General features: G+C 42.8%; 20 protein-coding genes. 7 read left to right on the top strand and 13 right to left on the bottom strand.

Translation table 11 applies throughout. The annotated features are described in order from the left end of the window. Positions 1-31 precede the first annotated feature (31 nt). The 7 genes from H7968_RS11425 to H7968_RS11395 all read right to left on the bottom strand — a co-directional run bounded on the left by H7968_RS11425 (position 32) and on the right by H7968_RS11395 (position 6726). A complete protein-coding gene (locus H7968_RS11425) occupies positions 32-1735 on the bottom strand; it encodes a methyl-accepting chemotaxis protein (protein WP_227396278.1) in 1704 nt (567 codons plus the stop codon). Continuing rightward, positions 1732-2859 (bottom strand): ATP-grasp domain-containing protein, encoded by a 1128-nt coding sequence (locus H7968_RS11420; RefSeq protein WP_227396277.1) that lies wholly within the window; start codon positions 2857-2859, stop codon positions 1732-1734. The genes H7968_RS11425 and H7968_RS11420 overlap by 4 nt, the downstream gene beginning before the upstream one ends. A 293-nt stretch (positions 2860-3152) precedes the next feature. Next, positions 3153-3608, bottom strand: a complete 456-nt coding sequence (locus H7968_RS11415; RefSeq protein WP_406566401.1) for a GNAT family N-acetyltransferase — start codon at positions 3606-3608, stop codon at positions 3153-3155. A gap of 65 nt (positions 3609-3673) precedes the next feature. Then, positions 3674-4261, bottom strand: coding sequence for a hypothetical protein (locus H7968_RS11410; protein WP_227396276.1), 588 nt, complete (start codon positions 4259-4261; stop codon positions 3674-3676). Then, positions 4258-4467, bottom strand: a complete 210-nt coding sequence (locus H7968_RS11405) for a helix-turn-helix transcriptional regulator (protein WP_227396275.1) — start codon at positions 4465-4467, stop codon at positions 4258-4260. Before H7968_RS11405 ends, H7968_RS11410 begins: the two co-directional genes overlap by 4 nt. 163 nt (positions 4468-4630) lie before the next feature. Further along, on the bottom strand, positions 4631-5242 hold the full coding sequence (locus H7968_RS11400; protein WP_227396274.1) for a flavin reductase family protein: 612 nt from the start codon (positions 5240-5242) through the stop codon (positions 4631-4633). Positions 5243-5259: 17 nt separating this feature from the next. Continuing rightward, positions 5260-6726, bottom strand: coding sequence for a glycoside hydrolase family 32 protein (locus H7968_RS11395; protein WP_227396273.1), 1467 nt, complete (start codon positions 6724-6726; stop codon positions 5260-5262). A 281-nt stretch (positions 6727-7007) separates the two neighbouring features. On the opposite strand from H7968_RS11395, the gene H7968_RS11390 reads away from it, so the two are divergent. The 6 genes from H7968_RS11390 to H7968_RS11365 all read left to right on the top strand — a co-directional run bounded on the left by H7968_RS11390 (position 7008) and on the right by H7968_RS11365 (position 13532). After that, positions 7008-8048 (top strand): nuclease-related domain-containing protein, encoded by a 1041-nt coding sequence (locus H7968_RS11390; protein WP_227396272.1) that lies wholly within the window; start codon positions 7008-7010, stop codon positions 8046-8048. A 182-nt stretch (positions 8049-8230) separates the two neighbouring features. Beyond that, positions 8231-8614 carry a GntR family transcriptional regulator gene (locus H7968_RS11385; RefSeq protein ID WP_134375726.1) on the top strand — a complete coding sequence of 128 codons (384 nt, stop codon included), beginning with the start codon at positions 8231-8233 and terminating at the stop codon, positions 8612-8614. Next, complete coding sequence (locus H7968_RS11380; protein WP_227396271.1) at positions 8611-9516, top strand: ABC transporter ATP-binding protein; 906 nt, start codon at positions 8611-8613, stop codon at positions 9514-9516. Before H7968_RS11385 ends, H7968_RS11380 begins: the two co-directional genes overlap by 4 nt. Then, the gene (locus H7968_RS11375) at positions 9488-11452 is read left to right on the top strand and encodes a DUF6449 domain-containing protein (RefSeq protein WP_227396270.1); all 1965 of its coding nucleotides are present in this window, start codon (positions 9488-9490) and stop codon (positions 11450-11452) included. Before H7968_RS11380 ends, H7968_RS11375 begins: the two co-directional genes overlap by 29 nt. Positions 11453-11526: 74 nt before the next feature. After that, positions 11527-12219 (top strand): ABC transporter ATP-binding protein, encoded by a 693-nt coding sequence (locus tag H7968_RS11370; RefSeq protein ID WP_227396269.1) that lies wholly within the window; start codon positions 11527-11529, stop codon positions 12217-12219. Further along, the gene (locus H7968_RS11365) at positions 12216-13532 is read left to right on the top strand and encodes an ABC transporter permease (protein ID WP_227396268.1); all 1317 of its coding nucleotides are present in this window, start codon (positions 12216-12218) and stop codon (positions 13530-13532) included. The genes H7968_RS11370 and H7968_RS11365 overlap by 4 nt, the downstream gene beginning before the upstream one ends. A gap of 32 nt (positions 13533-13564) precedes the next feature. Here the strand turns inward: H7968_RS11365 and H7968_RS11360 are convergent, their stop codons facing one another. From H7968_RS11360 to H7968_RS11335, 6 genes are all read right to left on the bottom strand, one after another. Further along, the gene (locus tag H7968_RS11360; protein ID WP_227396267.1) at positions 13565-15871 is read right to left on the bottom strand and encodes a bifunctional diguanylate cyclase/phosphodiesterase; all 2307 of its coding nucleotides are present in this window, start codon (positions 15869-15871) and stop codon (positions 13565-13567) included. A 278-nt stretch (positions 15872-16149) separates the two neighbouring features. Further along, positions 16150-17253, bottom strand: coding sequence for an S-layer homology domain-containing protein (locus tag H7968_RS11355; RefSeq protein WP_227396266.1), 1104 nt, complete (start codon positions 17251-17253; stop codon positions 16150-16152). Positions 17254-17337: 84 nt separating this feature from the next. After that, the gene (locus tag H7968_RS11350; protein WP_227396265.1) at positions 17338-17691 is read right to left on the bottom strand and encodes a DnaJ family domain-containing protein; all 354 of its coding nucleotides are present in this window, start codon (positions 17689-17691) and stop codon (positions 17338-17340) included. Positions 17692-17821: 130 nt separating this feature from the next. Further along, positions 17822-18445, bottom strand: a complete 624-nt coding sequence (locus H7968_RS11345) for a YczE/YyaS/YitT family protein (protein WP_134375734.1) — start codon at positions 18443-18445, stop codon at positions 17822-17824. A 315-nt stretch (positions 18446-18760) separates the two neighbouring features. Then, entirely contained in the window at positions 18761-19843 is a 1083-nt protein-coding gene (locus H7968_RS11340) for a hypothetical protein (RefSeq protein WP_227396264.1), read from the bottom strand. After that, a complete protein-coding gene (locus tag H7968_RS11335; protein WP_227396263.1) occupies positions 19836-20372 on the bottom strand; it encodes a sigma-70 family RNA polymerase sigma factor in 537 nt (178 codons plus the stop codon). The genes H7968_RS11340 and H7968_RS11335 overlap by 8 nt, the downstream gene beginning before the upstream one ends. Positions 20373-20593: 221 nt before the next feature. Between H7968_RS11335 and mbcS the strand changes: the two genes are divergently transcribed. Further along, positions 20594-22171, top strand: a complete 1578-nt coding sequence (mbcS, locus tag H7968_RS11330; RefSeq protein WP_134375735.1) for an acyl-CoA synthetase MbcS — start codon at positions 20594-20596, stop codon at positions 22169-22171. Positions 22172-22595 lie beyond the last annotated feature (424 nt).

Here is a 22595-nt window from a genome sequence, read left to right as displayed (position 1 = left end):
TTCGGTGATTACATGCATTTTATATAAACGTTTAGTTTACCGCGAATCGGTCAACTAGCTGATTCAATGAATCTGCCATCTCCTGAAGCTCCATATTCTTGTCTTTCAGAATGTTGATCGTAGCGTATTGCTGCTGAGAAGATGCTGAAATCTGCTGTACGGTTGCCACGCCTTCTTCAGAAATAGCAGCCACTTCATGAATCGACTCAACCGACTGATTGGATGTATTCGTTACATCTTCAATGTTATCGACGATTTGATCGACCTGCTCCGACAATGCATTGACGTATTCAAAAATCTGATTGAATAACGCCCCGCTGTCACGGATCATGGCTACACCATTTTCAATTTCAGCAAGGTCCTGCTTGTTGGATTGCATCATCAATTCACACTGATCGGTGATTTCTTTTAATGTTGAAGTGATCGTTGTAACTGTGTTTTCCGTCTGACTAGAAAGCTTTTGAACCTCCTGGGCTACAACGGAGAATCCTTTACCTGCATCGCCAGCTCTTGCTGCCTCAATGGAAGCATTAAGTGAGAGCAGATTTGTCTGATCAGCTACTGCTTTGATGAGCTTAATATCATCATTAATATGATCGATTTTCTTACCTAAAAGGGAAATCCGCTCATGACTGACATCTCCGTTTTTATGGATACGTGTAATCTGATCTGAAATTTCACGAATTTGAACCGATCCTTTTTCAGCAACTTCACCTGTATTTTTTGTCAGCTGTTCAATCTGCTTTGTCTGGTCGTTGACATTTTGAATTTTCGAGGTCATGGCTGTAAATCCTTGAGCGATCGTTTCAATGTGCGTCGATCTGCTTTCAGACGCCTTCGCTTCTTCACCGGTTCCAACTGCAATCTGAGAAGATGCTTCACCTAATTCATCAAATGCTTTGACCAGATAAAGACTCGTGTCATTTACCTGACTTGAATTTGACTTAACGTTTTTAATGATTTCGATCAAACTCAAACGCATTTCTTCAAAGTTACGGGCAAGATGTCCAAGCTCGTCTTTTCGATTCAGGGAAACCTTCTCTGTCAGATCTCCTTTTGCAATTTTATTCACTGAGCCGACGAGCACATCAATTGGTTTAATCAATCTGCGGCCAAACGTATAAGCGAGCACAGAACCTGTTACAACAGCAATCGCGAGGAACACGATCAGAAACGTCAAGATCTGTTGCTGAAGATCAGCGATAAACTGCGTGCTCATATCAACTCCGATAATCGCATCAGTATTTTCAAGCGGAATGAAGTAAGATTTATGGCTACCCCACTGATCAACATAAATTTCAGTAGACACTGTCCGCCCTTCATCAAGTGCAGCCGCCTGATCAGCAGTAAATGGAGATTCAACCAATGTCTCTTCCATCCCATTCAGTCCAACAATAGAGTCCGTGCCGTTCACTCTGCTCAAAACATAAGCATATTCCATGCCTTCCTTGCCCTCCATGAACTCATCCAGAAACTGAACAAGTCCTTGTGCAGCCGAAGCATCACCGTTTACAGTTCCTGTTACCAGTGATTCATCAATGGTCGTAGCAAGCTCTTCTCCGTTAATTTGCAGAAGCTGCTCAAATTGCGGTAATACATGATCTTCAATAATATAACCTGTTAAATATTGAACAAATCCAAATACCAAAATACCCATTAAAACAAATGGAATAACAAAGAATAAAAACAACTGTGATCTTAATGACTTCCTAGGATTCAGTTTTCCTGTTTTCATTTGATCTCCTCCTTTAGTGGATGTACGTCGATATAGCGTGTTAAATCCAGATTCAGCAACCGTGTCAGTTGATCAGACGATTTCACTTTGAAAAAGATGATGGCAAACAATCGATCGCTGGATGACTTGATTTCTCTGTATTCGATCAAATGATGAAATTCATTCTTTAATTTTTCGTGATCAATCGTTTTCACATTCTCTCTGCGCATGTCCTCAGGAATCTCTGCACAAAAGAAGCTGTATATAAAAGAGTCATCCCTATTCACAATCATGTCCCAATCGGGCTCATAGTCGAGAAAGTAAGATTCATCCCCTCTGATATCAAAAGCATAATGACTGATATCCGTTGTCCCTGCACCTGCAAAGCGAAGCGGATTTAATTCAATTGGTATAATGCCATTTTCAGATATTCTTACCTCAAGATGAAAGGGATAATCCCTCACCTGAAAAACTTCATTCAACTCATATAAAAATTTCAAAATCTCATCCTTCACCTCTTTTAAAATGGCACTGGATGTATAGTAAATCCGATCAGATGTGTCTTCTTTATTGATAAACATTCTTTTCAAAATGTTCAAGATCACTGGTTTTCCATCATGATTGATATAACAGTCAATGGCATACTCCTGCCCATCAATATACTGCTCAATAATAATCTCTTCACTATTAACCAATGAATCATGGTACACGCCACGTGTCACAAGAAGCTCCTTGTGTAATGACTGAATCGTTTTCTCCCAGTCCTGTCGCTCGTGCACAATATATACACCAACACTGGAATATCCTTTATTCGGCTTAATCACCACCGGAAAAGGGAGGTCCGCTGCATTAATCTCTGACAGCTCATTCAGCTTGACCAATTGAAAGAAATAATCCTTTGTTAACGGTGTGATGAGACTCCTAAAGGTCGCTTTATTCTTCACAATCCGCGAAGCGGCGATATGTGGATGGTCAAAGTTCATTGTTTCAAGCCATGCAAGACAAGATTCTGAATTAGTTAAAAGCTTGGTTTGCAAAGGCAGATGCAATTCACGCTTATCACCGTTATAAAAAATAGGGACTTCGTTTTCAATTGTAGATTGAATCAGTATGGGAGAAATAATTTGTTTATCCAAAATGATCATGCTGTCTCCACCTCCTTAGGAACTATATACCACAAAGAGTATAAAAGAAACAAAATAGAAGAATTTTTTGGTAACGATTTATTAATTTATCGTAAAAACCATGTCAAAGTCAAGACATTTGTACTAATTTTCCTATTTAATTAAATATATGTTTTTATTTATTTAGCACAACGAAAATTGAGATTCCGCACGTAAATATGTCTTTAATACCATATTAAAAAGGGAATAGAAAATCGCAATAGCGTTTCCTCTTCCCTTTTTATGCCTCGATTATCGTTACATGCTTTTTCACATCATCCATTCAGGCGCGGACTGCGGTATACTTTTGTTTTGCCACCGCCAAGTCCATAACACTCTTCAAAATAAGTCCACCCTGCCTTTTCATAATAGCCTTCCAGATCCGTGCTTAAATGGACATATTCATATCCAAGGGAAGCAGCCTCTCTGCACATTTCCTCCATCATCTTAAATCCGATCCCCTGTCCACGATAATCCGGATCCACAACCAGGCAGGCAAGCCACGGCGTCAGATCCTGCCTGCTAACAAGCTCGTTACGAAGAAGCGCAACCATACCGATCAATTTTTCATCATCCTTCATAACATAAAAACGAGGAACATCATCACCAGAAGCATTTCTCATACAATCTCCGTAAAACGTCCGGTTATCTTCCGAACCCCATGTTCCCCAAAACAGGTCCAGAGCGGCTTCAAAATCCTTTGACTGATTTGTTATTCTTTCTAATTTCATTATGGTTTCCTCCATAGAGTTTCTGGGTTCTTTTTTAATTAGGCTGATTCTCCGGATTCATCCTTTTACTTTCGATATTCCCTCACCCATACGATTCCGTAAACAGAGGTTGCGATCGCAAGTACGCCAAGAATCAGAAATACAGGCAGCGCAGGGATATAATCATAAAACAAAGGATAAACCACAAGCACAGTAGCAAGGATCGGTGCAGAATAACCACATGACTGGTATGCTTTTCTTGTTGCAGCATTTGTGATCAGTGTCTCCCTTTCGTCCGAATCAGCAAATTCAGTCATACTTGATGCAAACATACTGAACCCCAAAGCCCGGTTACGCGTTTTGTATGAATAAATCATCCAGGGGATACTGAATAGAATGAGAATGCCCCACGGCAGCATGCTGAAAGTGTACAAAACATTTTCAGGTTCTGACTCCGTACCTCCATAAACCGTAAATGTTGTTTCCAGCCTCAGGATATCAATCACAAATTCGTTTCCTAAAAGATAGGTCTCTCCTTCTTCAAAAGTGACTTCTTCCATTTGCGCGTAAAGCTGCTGCATTTCATAGAATCCATTCACGGTGGTAGCCAGCGCAATTGCCAGCAGCACATAAAAGACAAGACTCACCGTTGTTTCAATCACAACCTTCTTCATTCCCCCATCTCCTCCTTAAAGAAAATCGATTCCACAGACTCTTTGAACACTTCCGCTAAATTAAGGGCCAACAGCAATGACGGTGTGTAGCTTCCCTTCTCCAGCGAAACAATCGTCTGCCTCGTTACACCAATCCGCTCAGCCAGATCTCCCTGGGTTAAACCGTCCCGTGCCCGCAGCTCCTTTACCCGATTCCGGATTGCCATCCAATCTCCTCCAGTCATTTATATCCATATTGTAAAATGAACTTTACAAAATGTAAAGTTCATTTTACTTTTAAATACCAAAAAAAGCCCGATCCAATTTTCGAATCAGGCTTTCTTATATATTCGGTGCCAAGCAGCATTGACCAAATTCACCAGACTTCCTTTATTTCGGGCGGTCCAGCGAAAACATTTCCCCTAACTTTGCGTAGTTACTTCCAGCCAGCCGGCTTACTGCGCCAAGCTTTTCTGCATCAATTCTACCCTGATGATAAAGCTCTTCCGCAATGTGAAAGCGGACAATTCTGCCGATCAACAGGTCTGCTGATGGGGTCCCTTCTTTTCCGCCAAGCTCAACAATCTGTTCCAATTCGCATTCCATCCGGATTTTTGCTTCTTTTAACCCTGGAACGCTGATGACCTCACTTTGAATCGTTGTCAGTCCTGCCAGCTCCACTTCACTTTCATCAACTGGCAGATTAGCTGCTGTCAGATTCACTTTTTCTACATTTTCATCATCTACAATATGAACAACAAACTCATTTTTCGCAGCTGCATGAAGCGCAGTATCCTTGCGAACGCCTGCTTTTCGCTGCACTGAAACCGAAACCATCGGCGGATCCGCAGTGACGATGTTGAAATAACTGAATGGCGCTGCATTGATCACGCCTGTTTCAGACATAGTCGTTACAAACGCAATCGGCCGCGGGATAATACCACCCGTTAATAATTTATAATTATCACGCTCTGACTGCTTTAATGGATCAATTGAAAGCATTTTTCTACTCCTCTCACTTAAAAAGTAAACGCAGGACTCAAATCCCACTTTTCGATACGGAGCGTCACTTTTCCTTCTGCCACAAACTCAATACCGTCTGAATCCTCTTTTGGATAAATACGTGCCGTCATCACGCGCTCTCCATCATTAGCAAACACTTCAACTGATGACTGATCCAAAAAGATGTGCAGCTTTAAACGATTATTTACTGTTTCAATAGCTGTTGTTCGAACACCGATTACTCCTTCACCAGATTCAGAGCGGTCAAGCGTCAGCTTTGAATCAGATCGCGTCCATGACAGAACAGTTTTTTCTCTTTCGCCACAGCGCATATTAATATGTAAAGCATCCGTTGAGGCAACATCCGCCTCCACCTTCATTTCAAGACACGTGCCACTGACATAATCAAACGTTTGTTTACCTGTAAATGTGGTCTGTTCAACGAGGACAGCCTCTTTTCTCAACTCGGCAAGCTCCGGCAACGGCTGAACGAGCAATCGATTACCGTTCGGCACAAGTAAACGCGGAATCGTCATCGCCCCGCTGAACCCGATTTTCTGCGTCGGCATCTCACTCTCCCACATGTCCATCCAGCCAATCAGAATTCTGCGGCCTTCAGGATCCTCAAGTGTTTGCGGCGCATAAAAATCAAAGCCTGCATCCAGCATCTCAAAGTCACCGTGGTCAAATGCACCTGTCTCGTAATTCAGCTTCCCGAGAACGTAAACCGCCTGATGCAGGTTATGAAACCTGTCCCCCTCCGGCTTCACACCCTGTGGAGACATGACCAGCACATCATGTTCCCCCAAATGGAAGAAATCCGGACACTCCCACATATAACCGCCATTCTCTTTCTTATTTGCTGAAACCGCAACAAATTCCCACTCTTTCAGGTTTGCCGAGCGATACAGCAGCACCTGCCCCACATGATCCTTCGTTCTCGAACCAAGCACACAATAATACTGATCTTCATGCTGCCACACCTTCGGATCCCGGAAATGAAACGGGTGTACATCACCATCCGGCGCCTCACTGATCACAGGCTCCTCCCATTTCGTAAAATAAATGCCGTCTTCACTTTCCGCCACAGCCTGTACCTGCTTCAGGTCCGTATCATGATCCGGTCCCGTCCACACATTCCCCGTATAAATCGCCAGCAGCTTGCCATCCTTCTCAATCGCACTCCCTGAAAAACAGCCATCCTTATCAAAATCCTCACTCGGCGCAAGCGCAATCGGCAGGTGCTCCCAACGCACCAGATCCCGACTCTTCACATGCCCCCAGTACATCGGACCCCACTCCGGAGAAAACGGATGATGCTGATAAAACAAATGATACTCACCCTTAAAAAACGAAAACCCATTCGGATCATTCATCCAATAAGCCCGCGGCGCCACATGAAACCGTGGATACCAGTGATGCCGCTGCTCCTCCGCCTGCTTCTCCCTCACCGACTGCTCAGCCTTCTCAATCTGCTCCCTCATCAAGTCACCTGCTTTCATTTATTAAAAGTATTTTAGCACGATTGCGGTGTGCAGGGGATTTTTAGGAAGAGGGGTTGGACAAAATGGGGGTTGTGAGGTTCGGCGGGGAGTTTGTGAGGTTCGCGGTGAAGTTTGTGAGGTTGCACAACACTTTCGTGAGTTCGCGGGCCTGATTCGTGAGTTCCTAAAAAAGTTTGTCAGTTCAGTATCATTAGACCTATATATCAAAATCCTCAAAGTGTATAATAATGTAAACCAAATAGAAATGGAGCTGATCTTTTTTGATTTTCCACAAACGAACCCCCTCCCTTCGCGCCAGCGCCTATGAAATTCTGGCAAGGCATCTTCCAATTCATCATCCAGCCAGACTCGAGCTTCTCGAAGAAGCTTCACTCCTGAAAGCTGGAGAATTTGGCGAGAAAAAAGTAACGAGACTCATTCAATCCCTAAATCAAGATGACATTCACCTCGGAGAAAACCTCCTACTTCCATTTGAAAACGCTAGAATGCAAATGGATCACCTTCTGCTTACCCCGTCCTTTGCCCTCATCATTGAGACTAAACACATGAAAGGTCACATCCGGCTGGACCTCCGCAACGAGCAAATGTACCGCATTTATCCTGACGGCACCATCAAAGCCTATCTTCATCCTGTACTTCAAGCAGAACGACACCGTGAAGGATTGCAGGATCTCTTTTCAAAATGGGGAGTCACGCTGCCTATTTACACACTAATTGTGTTTTCTCACCACGATGTTTTTCTTGAATCTGTTGGTGATGATTCTAATCTTCCGAAAAACGTGATTAGGAGCGAACGACTACAGATGAAATTGAGAGATCTTCTAAAGCAAAATACTGATCCCAAATCTGACATTCCAAAGGTCATAAAACAAATCCAAAAATCTCTCCTTCCAGAAGAAATTTTCAGTACGTTAGACCACTTTAAAATCCAGAAGGAAGATATACACCCAGGCATCTGGTGTCCTGCTTGTGAAAAGCTGTCTCAGCACTGGATTGCCAAGCGGTTCCGGTGTATTCACTGCAACCTCTCTGCTCCAGAAACGGTTTGTGAATCTCTTTTTGTGTATTTGACGTTTATGAAAAGTCAGTTGACCAATCAGGAGGGCCGGGATTTTCTCAGGATTGAGTCGGCGGATACAGCAAGGCGAGCGTTTATTAATAATGATTTAGTTGCCTTTAGAAAATTTGGCGGCACTTATTATCGATATCCCGGCAACACTTTAGCGATGTTGGAGCATAGGTCAAATGATACTGAACTCACGAAAAATTTTTTGACCTCACGAATTCACCTTCCAAACTGACGAACTCTCACACTAACCTCACAAAACTCCCCCTCAACCTCACGAACTCCACGCCTGACCTCACAAACCCACCCTCCATGAATTTTTTCACAATAAAATCCATAAACTGTATTGACCTACCGTATTAACCGTATTACAATAGATAATACAGATAGTACACTAAATATTGGAGGAGGGTGCGGATGTTTACGTTGGATACGCGAAGCCGGGTTCCGATTTATGAGCAGTTGATGGATCAGCTGAAGACCTTGATGATCCGGGATGTGTTGTCGCAGGATGAGCAGCTGCCGTCGGTCAGGAATCTGGCACAGGAGCTGACAATTAATCCGAATACGATCCAGAAAGCCTATCGTGAGCTTGAGCGTGAGGGGTACATTTATTCCGTTCCTGGTAAGGGTAGCTTTGTGGCGCCATTTCAGAATGATGCGAATAAGGAGAGATTGGAGATGTTGAGACAGGACCTTGAAAAAATCGTCAGTGAGTTCTTATTTTTGGGTGGTTCGAAGGAAGATCTGATTGACTTGATTAAACAGATTGAAGTAGCGGAAAGGGAGGATGCGCAATGATTCAGGCGACGGCCGTTAATAAAACGTTTGAAGACCTTCAGGCGGTCCAGAACCTGACGCTGCACGTAAAAAAAGGCTCTATTTATGGTCTGCTCGGGTCAAATGGTGCCGGCAAAACAACGCTGCTGAAAATGATGGCCGGTATTTATAAACAGGATAACGGCTCCATCACGATTGCTGAGAAGCCTGTTTTTGAAAAACCTGATACAAAACAGCATGTCCTGTTCATTCCGGATCAGCCGCACTTTTTACATCAGTCATCATTGAATGATATGGGCAGCTTTTACAAGGAAGTATATACCCGCTGGAACGAAAAACGTTTTGAGCAGTTGACTAAACATTTCCGGATGAACCCGGATAAAAAGCTGACTCGTATGTCTAAAGGGATGCAGCGTCAGGCAGCATTCATTCTGACTTTATCGACGATGCCGGATGTTCTGATTCTGGATGAACCGTTTGATGGACTTGATCCGGTCGTGCGCCAGCAAATGAAAAATGTAATTCTGCAGGATGTTGCGGACCGCAAGATGACCCTGATTGTTTCATCTCATAACCTTCGTGAAATGGAGGATTTCTGTGATTACGTGGGGATCATGCATAACGGCGGACTACTGTTTGAACGGGATCTTGATGAATTGAAAACAGATATTCACAAGCTTCAGGTTGCGTTTAAAGTGCTGCCGGAAAAAGAGGAATTCCTTAAAGGAATGGACGTTCTTCACTACGAAAAGCGTGGAAGCGTTCTCCTGATTATTGTAAAAGGCAACGAGGATCAGATTCTTCCATATGTAAAATCATTTAATCCTGCAATCTTTGATTTATTGCCATTAACGCTTGAAGAAATCTTTATTTATGAGCTTGGAGGTGTCGGCTATGAAATCCGGAATCTTATCGTTGAATAAAGGGTTGTTTCGTCAGCAGGCACGCTCTGTTACCTGGATTGGTGTTTTCTTTTCACTGGCCCTGATTATTATGCTGCCGCTGAGTATTCTTGTACGCGAATTGACTATGCAGCCTTACACTAATACTGACTGGTTCTATTACAGAAGTGAACTTAACCCTGTTTTTGAATTTTCTTATCCATTCCAGTTAATTGCATTCTGCTTCTTTCCTGTGTTGCTCGGCATCATTCTGCTGAACTTTACAACAAAAAAATCGGCAACGGATTTTATGCACAGTCTGCCATTTACGCGTCAGGTGATCCTCACGAACACTTATACAGCAGGCGCTTTAACTTTACTGGCTCCTATTTTGCTGACCGGGGTTTTACTAAGCATTTTGCGGATTTTCCTGGATCAAAAGTTCTTCACTTTCTTTGAGATTGTGAAGTGGATGGGCTTATCATCACTTATTGTGCTTTTTATGTTCATCATCACCATGGCAGTGGGAATATTCGTTGGAAATGGGCTTATTCATGGCGCACTCACTTACATTGTGATTGTCGTGCCCGCCCTATTAATTCTGCTGGTCCTGGTGAACCTTCAATACTATGTGACGGGTCTTGCGCTCAACACGTATACAGAACAACTTTTGACAAACGGTATTTTCTTTGGCAGATTAATTGACTTGTACAACGACCCTTTAAGTCTAATTGAATATCTAGTTTATACAGCGATTGCATCGGTATTGATCGCGATCACATATATCGCTTACAGCAAACGTCCTTCTGAAGCAACAGACCAGACGATTGTCTTTCCGTTTTTCAGGTCACTGTTCCTTTACGGATTAACATTGTTTGCGATGCTGCTTGCAGGCTTCTATTTTACAGAAATCCAGCAGGGCAGCTTTATCTGGACAGTTGTTGGTTATGTATTGGGTGCGTTCATCGCCTATACTTTCCTGCAAATGATCCTCCAAAAAACCTTAAGATTATCGTGGCCATGGAAGGGGTTTGTAGCATACGCTATTGCCGTCACGCTTCTGATCATCCCGGTTAACTTTGTGGCAGGATTTTATGAAAATGCCGTACCCGAACCAAATGATGTTGAGGCTGTAACAGTCTATAACACAAATAGTTACATGCCGATTGATGAGGTAGGCAAACTTACAGATCCTGAAGCGATTCAGTTGGTTACAGAACTCCACGAGCAATTAATCGATACAAGTTATAATCGATTTGAAAATTGGAATTCTGTTATCTTTAACTACGAGCTTACTGATGGCAGAACCATCAGTCGGGAATATACGGTGAATGATCAGTTTTTCTCAGAAGCATCTGAAGCTTTAAGAAATAACCAGTCTTTTAAAGAAACGTACGATCCGATTTACACGGTAAATCTTGACGATATCAATTTTGTCAATATATACAGCCCGTTAGCAGGTAGTGAGTCCAGAATCGCAGACCTTGCAGAGATTGAAGAATTGATTGCTGCGATTAAACGTGATCTCGAACAGCAACCGTCTGCTTATCTGATGAATTTCTATATGAATTCCAACTTAGGCGAACTTTATTTTGAGACAAAGTTTGATTATCCAATCTCTTATTATTTGACTGACGATTTTACTGAAACCATTAGCTGGCTTGAGGAAAATGGCTACGCTGATGCACTACTAACCCCTGAAAATATTGATTCGGTGCAGTTGGTAAGATTAAATGAAGGTGCAGATTTTATGATGGAAATAGATGAAGTCGCTTATCAAAGGGTAAGAACACCTGATGAGCTTGATGGTGAACTGATTGAAGTCACTTCCACAGATCAAATCGAAGAGTTGCTGGAAGCCGGAGCGACTAACTCTTACGAAAGATATGTGATGTTCATTGAGACGCCCGACGGCTACACCTTCTACGGATTCACCGAAGAAACTTTACCGGAATTCGCCCGCGAGCAGTTCCAGTAAAATCGAACTAGATAAGGGATCTTTTTTCAGGTCCCTTCTTTCTTTTTGCCAAAAATCGAATGGAGGTAGGAAAAATGATTGAAGTGAATCAGGTAAGTCATCATTTCAGGCTCGAAAAAAAGGGTCAGCAGTCCCGGCTCGATGTCATCAAAAATATTTCTTTTCATGTTCAGCAGGGTGAAATCGTCTCGATTGTGGGCCGAAGTGGTTCAGGTAAATCAACACTTTTGAATTTAATCAGTGGTTTTATCAAGCCGTCTGAAGGAGAAATCATTATTTTAGATGAAAAGGTGAGTGAGTTTACGGAGAGTGAATTTGCTGATTTCCGTCTTAAAAACATGGGGTTTATTTTTCAAAACTTTCAGCTGATCCCGAGTATGACAGCGTATGAAAATGTGGAACTGCCACTGATTTTAAAAGGTGTTTCGGAAGCTGCGCGGAAGCAGATGACGATTGATATGCTGAAAACGGTTGGTCTTGAGCACTTTCAGGGACATTATCCGAGTGAACTGTCAGGTGGACAGCAGCAGCGGGTCAGTATTGCCAGAGCGCTGGTACTTGAGCCCCCACTTATTCTGGCGGACGAGCCTACAGGAAGCCTGGACAGTGAAACGGAACAGGATCTGCTTCGTTTTATTCAGAAGCTGAACCGGGAGCGCGGCATTACGTTTGTGATTATCACGCATGATGATGAAGTAGCGAAAATCGGAAACCGGACGATCCGGATTACTGATGGCGAGCTTGCAGAAAGCGGGGTATTCGTATGAAACTGAAGGATCAGTTCCGATTTATCAGGCAAAATATGAAGAAAAACCGCATGCGTGTATCCATGACCATTTTGGCAACCGCAATGGGCTGCGCCTTTTTAATTGTACTCGCATCTGTTGCATTTGGACTGCACAGTACGATCATTAAGGAAAATCTTGAATCACCTGCTGTTACTCAAATTGAAGTATATGGAATGAATGATGGAGAAGGAAATTTCGGGCCATTAAATGATGAAAATATAGATAGTATTGAGGAATTGAACGGGGTCAAAGCCGTTACAAGACAGAGAGATCTGAGCATATTTACATACTCGATTGAGGAGTATACTCAGAGTGCGTCAACGGTTCAGAGTCATTTCCCATCTATGACGGAAGCCGGGATTGAAATCAGTGAGGGTTCTTACCCGCAGAATAAGGATGAAGTCATGGTCGGTTATCATTTTGCACTGAATTTCACAGACCCTGACGCAGAAGAAATTGAATACAATGAGTTTGGTGTGCCACTGGAAGAATACCGTTACTCAGAGAATTTAGTCGGAAAAACAATTGACATGGAAATAAAAACAGTTGTTAACGGCGAGGAGACAATCGAAACGATGCCTGTTACCGTGTCCGGCATTTTCGAAGCGCCTGCCCGTGAATGGTCACAGGATCATAACGTGTATATTACGGATGAAAAATATAATGAACTGGCAGCTATCGCTGGTCTTACAGGTGAATTTGGAGAGATTGAAACAACGGATCACTATCAGTATGCGACTGTCTATGCCAATACACTGGAAGATGTAAAACCGGTTGTGGCCGATCTCGAGAATGAAGGATATGCCGTTTATTCAATCGTCAGTGAAATGTCCCAAATCAATATGCTGTTCAACATCGCAAAAGCCGGACTGATTTTCATCGGGACCATCGCAATTTTGATTGCATCAATCGGAATCTTTAACACGATGACGATGGCGGTGACCGAGCGCGCACCTGATATTGGCATTATGAAAGCAATCGGTGCAAGTCCGAAGGTGATAAAACGGATCTTCCTGCTCGAAAGCAGCTATATCGGCCTGATGGGGGCTGTGATTGGTATTATCGCTGCTTATGTCATTAGTATATCTGTTAACCTGGGACTCCCCCTCATTTTACAGCAGGTATTCCCTGATGAGCAGCTTCCCGAAGGTTTCACGTTCTCTTCTATTCCACCGAGTCTGATTCTGATTGCTGTTGCGATTTGTCTTGCCGTCACTGTAATGTCTGGCATGAGACCGGCAAAACGCGCGACAGAAGTCGATGTGTTAAAGGCAATGAGGAGAGAATTATAAACGAAACGATAAAAAGCGCTCTACGGCGCTTTTTATCGTTGATCCGCAGCTGCTTCCCTGACTGTAATTTCCTGCTCAAGCAGCAGTGCGATCTGTTCAGGCTTAACGGGTCTGCTGAAGTAATAGCCCTGAATATCCGAATCACTGTTCGATAAAATATAGGCAACCTGCTCTTTCGTTTCCACACCCTCTGTAATGACATGAAAACCAAGGTCCTCTAACACCTGATAGATGCCCGATAGTAGTTTTGTGTCAAAATGAACGTTTGGCACGTTTTGAACAAACGAACGGTCAATTTTCACGACATCTACCGGAAGTTTCTTCAGGTTAAATAATGTAGACGTTCCTACTCCGAAATCATCAAGCGCAACACGAACTCCCTTTTCCTGAAGTGTCGCAGCGAATTCGATCACTTCCCCATCAAAAAAGAAGATATCACTTTCCGTAATTTCAATTTGTAAAATGGATGGATCTACTTTAAATTTTGAGAGGAGATCATCCAGCTTATCGAGAAAGCGATTTTTGTTCTTCATCTGCATTTTTGAAACATTAATGGCGACACCGATTTCCCCAAGGCCCATCTCACGCCACTTTACATGCTGACGGAGTGCTTCTTCCATCACCCATTCCCCAATGTCGCTGATGAAGCTTCCATTTTCAGCAATCGGTACAAATACACTTGGAGAGATCAGCCCTTTTTCCGGATGGTTCCAGCGAATTAATGCCTCTACCCCGGTCATCCGGTTTCGGTTCCCCGTATAAACGGGCTGATAATCAAGATACAGTTCTTTATTTTTCAGCGCAAACTTCAAATCATTCTCAAGTGTCAGGATGTTACGGTAATCAAGGTCTGATTCTAATGCATGATAAAAAACAAACTGATTTTTCCCTTTCCGCTTCGCTTCATACATTGCGATATCTGCGGATTGCAGCACTTCGTCAAACGTCTCACCGTCCTGAGGATAAATGGCAACCCCTACACTCGTTGTGATAAAGGTTTGAATGTCTCCAAGTGAATAGTTCTGCTTTAAATGCCGCAGCATTGCGTTCGTTCTTTCCATCAACGCATCCGCATCTCCACAAGGAGCAAGCATTAAAAACTCATCTCCACCCATTCGTGCGATGATTTCTTTTTCGTTCAGCACAAATTCCTTCAATCGCTTCGATACTTTCTTTAACAGGAGGTCTCCAGCTTTATGACCAAGTGAATCATTAATCCGCTTAAAGCCATCGAGATCAAAAAAGATAAAGGCTGCTTTGGAACCCGGGTTAGATGATATTTTTTTAAATTCTTCATAAACTCCATAACGATTCAGCAGTCCGGTTAACTGATCATGCTGCGCCATACTGTAGACTTCACGTTGACTTTGATCCACTGATGTAAGCATTCCATTAATAGAAGTGCCCAGTCGATGAATTTCGTCTCCATTGTGAATCTTCCAGCTTACTCTTGATTCAAAATCCTTTGTTTCCTCTATTCGGTTAAGCTGTGTCGAAATCGATGAAATTCTGGACACGAGCAACCGGTCAAAAATCAGGAAAAGAACCAACGCAATAACTGAGAGCAAAATGATAAGATAAATAACAAACTTGCTGATCACGTCTTTTTTGGATAAATAATAGTTTCTATTTTTTTCAACTGTGATGGCCAGCTGCGATTCACCATCTGCACTATTTAGATACAAAAATCCCTGAAGGATATCTTCACTTGCCACGCGAGTCATTCTGTTTTGTCCAGTTGATGGGACGACCTTAATAAAACTGCTAAGATCCATTGAGAGCTCTCTGCCAATAAAGGCAATATGGTCTGCATTCAACGGCCTGAACACAAGAAATTTCCCTCCGGAAGCATTTCTTCCTTCATTCGGATAAATTTCTTTAACTGCAGCATAAAAAAAGGTATTTTCCCCTTTGATCAGATAAGGCGTCCTGGAAGGCTCAAGATTCAGCACACCTTCCCCGAGAAAATTCTTTTCAGAACGATATCCGTAAGAGCGATCCAGCATGACTTGATTGCTGTTGTTGATAATAATCATGCGCCAAAAATGATTGTTTTCAAATGTTTGCTGATTAATATTTGACCTGACAAAATCAAAATACCGGCCATTAACGTATTCATATGTATCATCCCATTGCGCCCAGTCATCAGCCAGACGGTTTAACTCATTTCCTTCATTGACTATGGCTCTTTCAATCCGGTCAAGGTCTCTATCCAATGCGGCTTCATCCATAGACAAAGCATCTTCTAATAGCATCGGACGTATAATAGTCGTGAGGAGAAGTAGAAAAACAAACATACTTCCACCAATCACCCATAACGTTTGCTGTTGAAGCTTCATACCCCCACCACCAATCATAAGACCTATTAGTATTGTACTATATAACTATTTTACGACAGGGAAGAAATTAGTCAATACGTAATTTATCATAGAGTTAGAATTTTAGGAAAATTTTGTTTACTTCCCTCTATTTTATAAATATCTCTGTAAATAAAAAGATGAATCGACTCTTAACCGAGTTGATCCATCTTGCATTTGTGTATCTATAAGACAATTTCGAACCATTCTTCCTTGGCCGCAGGGAAGTTCGAAGCTGCTGATCAATCTTCTATGCCTGATCAGATCGTCCAGCGGTCATTGATGATTGCAACAAGCTTCCACTCACCATTTTCGTCTTTTTCAAAAATCATATTTAAGCTTTGCCAGTCCATTCCCTCGTATTGGTCTGTTCCCGCAAAGTAAAATTCAACAACTTTGGCGTTTGGATATTCTACCCTGATCAAATCATGTGTGGCAGGCTGAATAGATCGTCCATATCTCTCTTTTTCAGTGTACGGTACATTCATTAGCCAGTCGCTGTAATAGTCATCTGTTGTTAATTCAATTGGGAAACCTGATCCATCCTGATCTCCCCAATAGTAAACATTAGTGTCTGTCATAAACCCAGGTATGTCCTCAGCAGAAAACATGACTCCTCCATGATCAATACAGCTGCCTGCATAAGGGCAGAACCGAAGCCCGTGTTCTTCATTCAGATACGATACAACATCCTCAAATTCTTCATTCTGGAGATGTGCTAAAATATCGTTTGCTGTTCCAAGCAACGCCAGATAGTCCGGAACAAAGGTCGGTTCTGCAGCCCTTGCCAGCATGGCAGAAAACTGTCCGCGTGTGATCCGCTGATAAGGTTTAAACGTTCCGTCCGGATAACCTTTTGCTACTCCCTGGTCAGCCAGCTTCGCAATGGCTTTTCCCATGGCTGTATTGCCGTCAACATCAGAGAAATGAGCAGGCTGCGCTTCTCCCCATTTAAAAGCATTCGCTAACACAATGGCTGCCTGGCCACGCGTTAAATGAGCATTCGGCCGGAACGTGCCATCCGGATAGCCTCTGATCCATTCGTATTCATAAGCGGATGTGATAAACCCGGATGCAAAGTGACTGGGTGGCACATCTGAAAAAGGTGTTGGTCGTTGCTCATCGTATAGATAAACCGCCTTCCCGATCATTTTCATCGCCTGTGCCCGTGTCACATTGTTGGATGGTCTGAAGTTTCCATCCGAATAGCCATCTATAATCCCTTCCCCGTAAAGATAAATAATTTCCCATACAAATGGATGATCCATCGGCACATCATCGAATGACACAACTCCTTTTGCTTTACCCGGAAATAATGCAAACAAGAGAATGGAAGCAGCCGCCAGGATCACGAGCTTTTTCATGGGAAATACGCCTCCTTTTATACTCATTATATCACCTGAGAATAGCAGGAATCTCATTTAGTCAGATTATTCAGAAAAATATTTTTACAGCCAATTATGTAATTGTTTATCAACTAAATCAATATGAAACAAGGGCTTTTGGAGTGGCGGCGGACAGCACTTGTTATACTTTTTCACCTTTGCATTGAGTTGATCAATTTTCTTTTTGGTGAAGTCATCAGTGATTTCGATTTCTGAAGCAATTTGTTTTCGGATTTTCACCCATTCCGGCAAATAACCGGCAGCACGCGCTGTTTTCTCGAACTGTGCATACGTGTCACCTTTAAACAAGTCCTTTGAAAGCGGCTTCCCGAATCCCGGGTTATCGCTTAAGTTATTTTCTTTTTCAAAGTCTTTAAACGCCTGATCCATCCAGTGAACATGATCATCATTTTTCATCCAAATGCCCCCTTTTCTTTAATTTTAACAAATTAAGGGAAATGCAAATGTGACATGATTGGGACATTTTGAATCAGACAAAAAATACGAATATAAAAAAGCACCGGATATCCCGGCGCTTTCCTCAAGTTTATACAGCAGGTTCATTTGTAAGGCGTTTTCTTACAGCTGTTACAGGTTTCATAAAGAACTGCAAAATAGCGCCGATTCCAAATGCCACAATTACCGTTCCAAGTCCTATTGGTCCTCCAAATAAAAAGGCAATGACAAGAACGGTCACTTCCATGACGGTTTTAGAGAATGCGAGACTTTTGCCTGTCCGCTCCTGAATGGCCAGCATCAGACTGTCAATTGGATTGCGTGCAAAGTCTGCCTGAAGATAAAATGAAATACCAAGTGCAATGATTCCGACACCCGCTACCAGCATGAATGCTCTTACCGGCATCGCTAATGAATCTATACCTGCAAAAGCGACAAGCAGCCAGAAGTCCATAAAAGCACCGATCAAAAAGATCGTGATGATCGCCAGGAAATCCGGAATTCTTTTCATCAGATAGCCATTCAGCAGAATCAGAATAATACCGAGAATGAATACCCACGTTCCAACCGTAAAACCAATTGTTTCAGATAAACCTACATATAAAGCATCCCATGGTCCAACACCAAGGTCAGCGACAATCATCAAGCTGATTCCAAAAGACAAAAACAACAGGCCAAGGAGATAAAACATCCCTATAATAAAACCCTTTTTCAAGTTGGCACCTTCTTCTTTTTAAGATCTACCTGCTAATCTTAACACGCCGAAGAGGTCCGTACCACTAAAATCTTTCCCACACCTGCAGCAGACTGTCAAAGCATTAAAAGTCGTGGAGTAAAATCTTCGGGAGTAAAATAAATGTAAACACTGATCCAAATCCATAGCATGTGCGTTTTCTATTTAAAGACTCCTTTTGTCTGACGCGTGATCCTCTCTGTCCCTGTCCCACAGCCACAGGGGCAGCGGAGTTCACATATAGCTTAGGAAGAAAGCGCGCCCGCTCTCCTTTCAAACAGGCGCTTTCTTCTTTTTTTATTGCATTGGAAGCCAGTTGACCCTCCAGATTCCCTCATGATCCAGATGCAATCCAAAAAACGCCTGCTCTTCAGGGTTTTGATGATCAACCGCAATGTAAGCATTTTGCCCCTCTATTATCTGCTTTATTTCATTCTTTTTAAACACATGCAGCCTGTCAGCTCCGTCAGAACCCTTCGCTGATTCATACTCCTCAAACGTTTCAAATGCAATAAATTCATCCGATTCGTGATTGAACAGTGCATATTGGGTTTTATAGTCCTTCTGCTCATCGGCATACAAATATAAAAGAAATATTGTATATGGATCCAGCCCCATTAACGCCTTTCCATCTCCTGTTTGTGAAAACAACCGATAGCTATTAAGCTGATCTTCAGTTAAAGAAACATTAAAGTTTTCATCTACAGGAATACGAAAAACATCAGGATCAGCATCAAAACCGTCTATCACTTCTTTCCCCTCAATAAACGACCCTTCATCATTTAATGTTTTCAAAGTAATAGTTGAGAGTTTACCACTGATCTGAATCACTTCTATTCCGTAAACCATCCATTCACCTGTATTTCTTTCTATGGGGTTTTCAGTCATATACTGCTTTTTAAAATGGTCATCAAAAACAAAAACCATTTCACCGGCAGATGTGAAAGGAAGCTTCTTTTTGCTATCCTGATCAGGTGTATATTGAACAGACGATGCTGATCCAGAAATGTAAACTTCCCCTGACATTATCTGTTCACCTGTAAATGTCCACTTCGAAATACGTGCAGCACTATGCTGTACTTCCACCTGCCATCCATTGATTTCATCTCCGCTTGAAAGCAGCTGGATTTCCTTCAGCAATTCTGAAGATGTCGGCTCTTCGACAGCAGCCTGCCTTTCCACCGGTTCCTCAGGGATCAATTGAACACTTACCATCAGAAAAACCGCCGCTACAGCCCCTGTTAAAAGTGTTGGGAAAAGGACAGGTTTTTTCTTCTTTTTTGGCCGTTTTATTTTATTCCAGACTGCCTTTTTATCCTCTGTTGTAAATGATGACTGCGATGGCCACTCTAATGGAAGTCCGTTCTGCTTCTCACTCATGGCTGATCCCCCTATGTTCTGGTAAAAAAGATTTTCTGACTTTTTCATGCCCGCGCCGGATTCTGGTTTTAACAGTTGAGACCGGTAAGGATAAGATTTCTGCCATTTCCTGATAGTTCAAATCCTGATCATGGTGTAGCAGTAAAATTTCACGGTATTTCACAGGCAGTGTCATCATCACTGATAAAACAGCCTGGACATTTTCTTTTTGTTCTACTTCTGCCTCTGCAGAATCATATGAGCCTCCCCAATCCGCCATTGAATAAGAAAGACTGATCTTTCTGTAATGCCAGCTCCTCAAATAATCTTTAGATCGATTGGCAGCAATCGTAAAAATCCATGTTTTAAATGAACTTCTCCCTTCAAAGGTGGCCCATTTCTCATATACCGTCACAAAAACATCCTGAGCAAGGTCACCTGCCGTCTCCCAGTTTTTCACATAAGAATAAATAAACCTTTTTATTGATGTTCCATACTCATTCATGGCCCATTCAAGGCCCGTATGCCGATCTAATCCTGATCCGTTCAAGATCTCACCCCTTATAAACGCCCTACCATTTAGACGCAGCCTCTAAAGGTTCCGATTCATTTATTTTACACAATATAAGTTGTTTGAATATTCCTGAAATAAACTTGACGTCTGTTTTTGTAAACGTTTACAATAAGAAGGACTTGGACAGATGGTGAGCGAGCGTTCAATCACCACACTGTCTTCACATCTTTCAGAGCGAACAGAACGGGGGAATGGATATGACTGCAGAAAACTTAATTGCACCAGAGCAGTACAACATTGCAAAAGAGCTGGACCAATTCGCACAGGATGAAACGAGAATCGCCATCAAGTGGCTGGATGCAAAAGGTAACAGACGGGATGTATCTTATCAGGAGCTTGTTGAGCGGACCAATCAGTTCGCATTGGCTTTAAAAAGCAGAGGAATTGAAAAAGGTGATAAGGTACTCATTATTTTACCGCGCCTTCCTGAAGCCTATATGAGCTACCTTGCCTGTCTGAAGGCAGGAATCATCGCGATTCCGTGTTCGGAAATGCTGCGCAAAAAAGATCTGATCTACAGGATCAAACATGCCGATGCTAAAGGGGTCATCGCATTTTTTGAAACAACAGCAGAAGTGAATGCGATTGATGAGGATCTGACAGCCTTACATAACAAATTCATTATTGGGGGTTCAGAAGACGGCTGGACATCACTCGAAGAGCTTGCAGACCAGCAGCCGACTGACTATGATGGTGAGCTGACGTCCCGTGATGATACCGCTTTTCTGCCTTATACTTCAGGTACAACAGGAAATCCTAAAGGAGTTATTCATACACACGCCTGGGGCTATGCCCATGTTCGTACGGCCGCCAAGGAGTGGCTCGGCGTTCAGGAGGGTGATCTTGTCTGGGCAACTGCTGCCCCTGGCTGGCAGAAATGGATCTGGAGTCCGTTTTTATCGACCATCACACTTGGCGCTACAGCCTTCGTGTACCACGGGGGATTTGATGCTGATACGTATCTGTCGTTCCTTGAAAAAGAGGAAATTAACGTTTTATGCTGCACCCCAACCGAGTACCGCCTGATGGCTAAACTCGATAACCTTGATTCCTACAAGCTGCCCGAGCTTCGCAGTGCTGTATCAGCCGGGGAGCCATTAAATCGCCCGGTGATTGAGGCGTTTAAAAATGCCTTTGATGTCATCGTGCGCGACGGCTACGGTCAGACGGAAAACACATTACTTGTCGGGACCCTTCAGGGAATGGAAGTAAAGCCAGGTTCCATGGGCAAGCCAACCCCTGGGAATAAAGTGGAGATTATCAACGAACACGGTGAGCCTGCAAAAACGGGTGAAGTCGGGGATATTGCCGTTCATAAGGATTGTCCTGCGCTATTTAAGGAATATTACAATGATCATGAACGTACACAGGCAGCCTACCGCGGTGAATGGTACTTAACAGGTGATCAGGCAACCCGTGATGAGGACGGCTATTTCTGGTTTGAAGGACGAAGCGATGATATTATTATCAGCTCCGGTTACACAATCGGTCCGTTTGAGGTCGAGGATGCCCTGCTGAAGCACCCGGCTGTCAGAGAATGTGCCGTTGTCGCCGCACCTGACGAAATCCGCGGAAGCATCGTCAAAGCCTACGTTGTGCTGCGCGATGAAAATGCGACAGGTGATGAAGCGCTGGTAAAAGAGCTCCAAAATCATACAAAGGAAATGACGGCACCTTATAAATATCCAAGACAAATTGAATTTATCAAGGAGTTGCCAAAAACAACTTCGGGTAAGATCCGCCGTATTGAGTTGAGACAGAAGCAGCAAGCGTGATTTTTTAAAGGAGCGTGCCTGGTGCACGCTTTTTTTATTTGTCTGTTTCTCACGCGAGTCAGCGCTCATTCTCATATCATTATCCTGTCTTTTTATGTGATAAACACGACCACTTCTGTCGACAGATAGACTTTTTCTGTCGATTGACTGTTGAGTAGAGTCTATTTTGTCGATTGCACTGAAATTAACGTTGACAGGTCTTTCAATTCTGTTGTTATCACCTCTTAATCTGTTCATAACATCAAAAAATCTGTCGTTAGATGATTTTTGCTCTACTAAGCACGCGACATACCATGGACCAAGCTCCCCGTTCATTAGGAAATCCACCAACGGGGTCAAAACAGCATTCTTTTAGGCAAAATGATTTTAGTTATGAAGATGGATCTGCGGAGTGATGGGATCATTTTTTCAAACGAATGAATTA

Source organism: Jeotgalibacillus aurantiacus (genome assembly GCF_020595125.1).
GTDB classification, from domain to species: Bacteria; Bacillota; Bacilli; order Bacillales; family Jeotgalibacillaceae; genus Jeotgalibacillus; species Jeotgalibacillus aurantiacus.
Note: the sequence above shows the minus strand (reverse complement) of the source record. Positions and strands in the feature narration are given on the sequence as shown.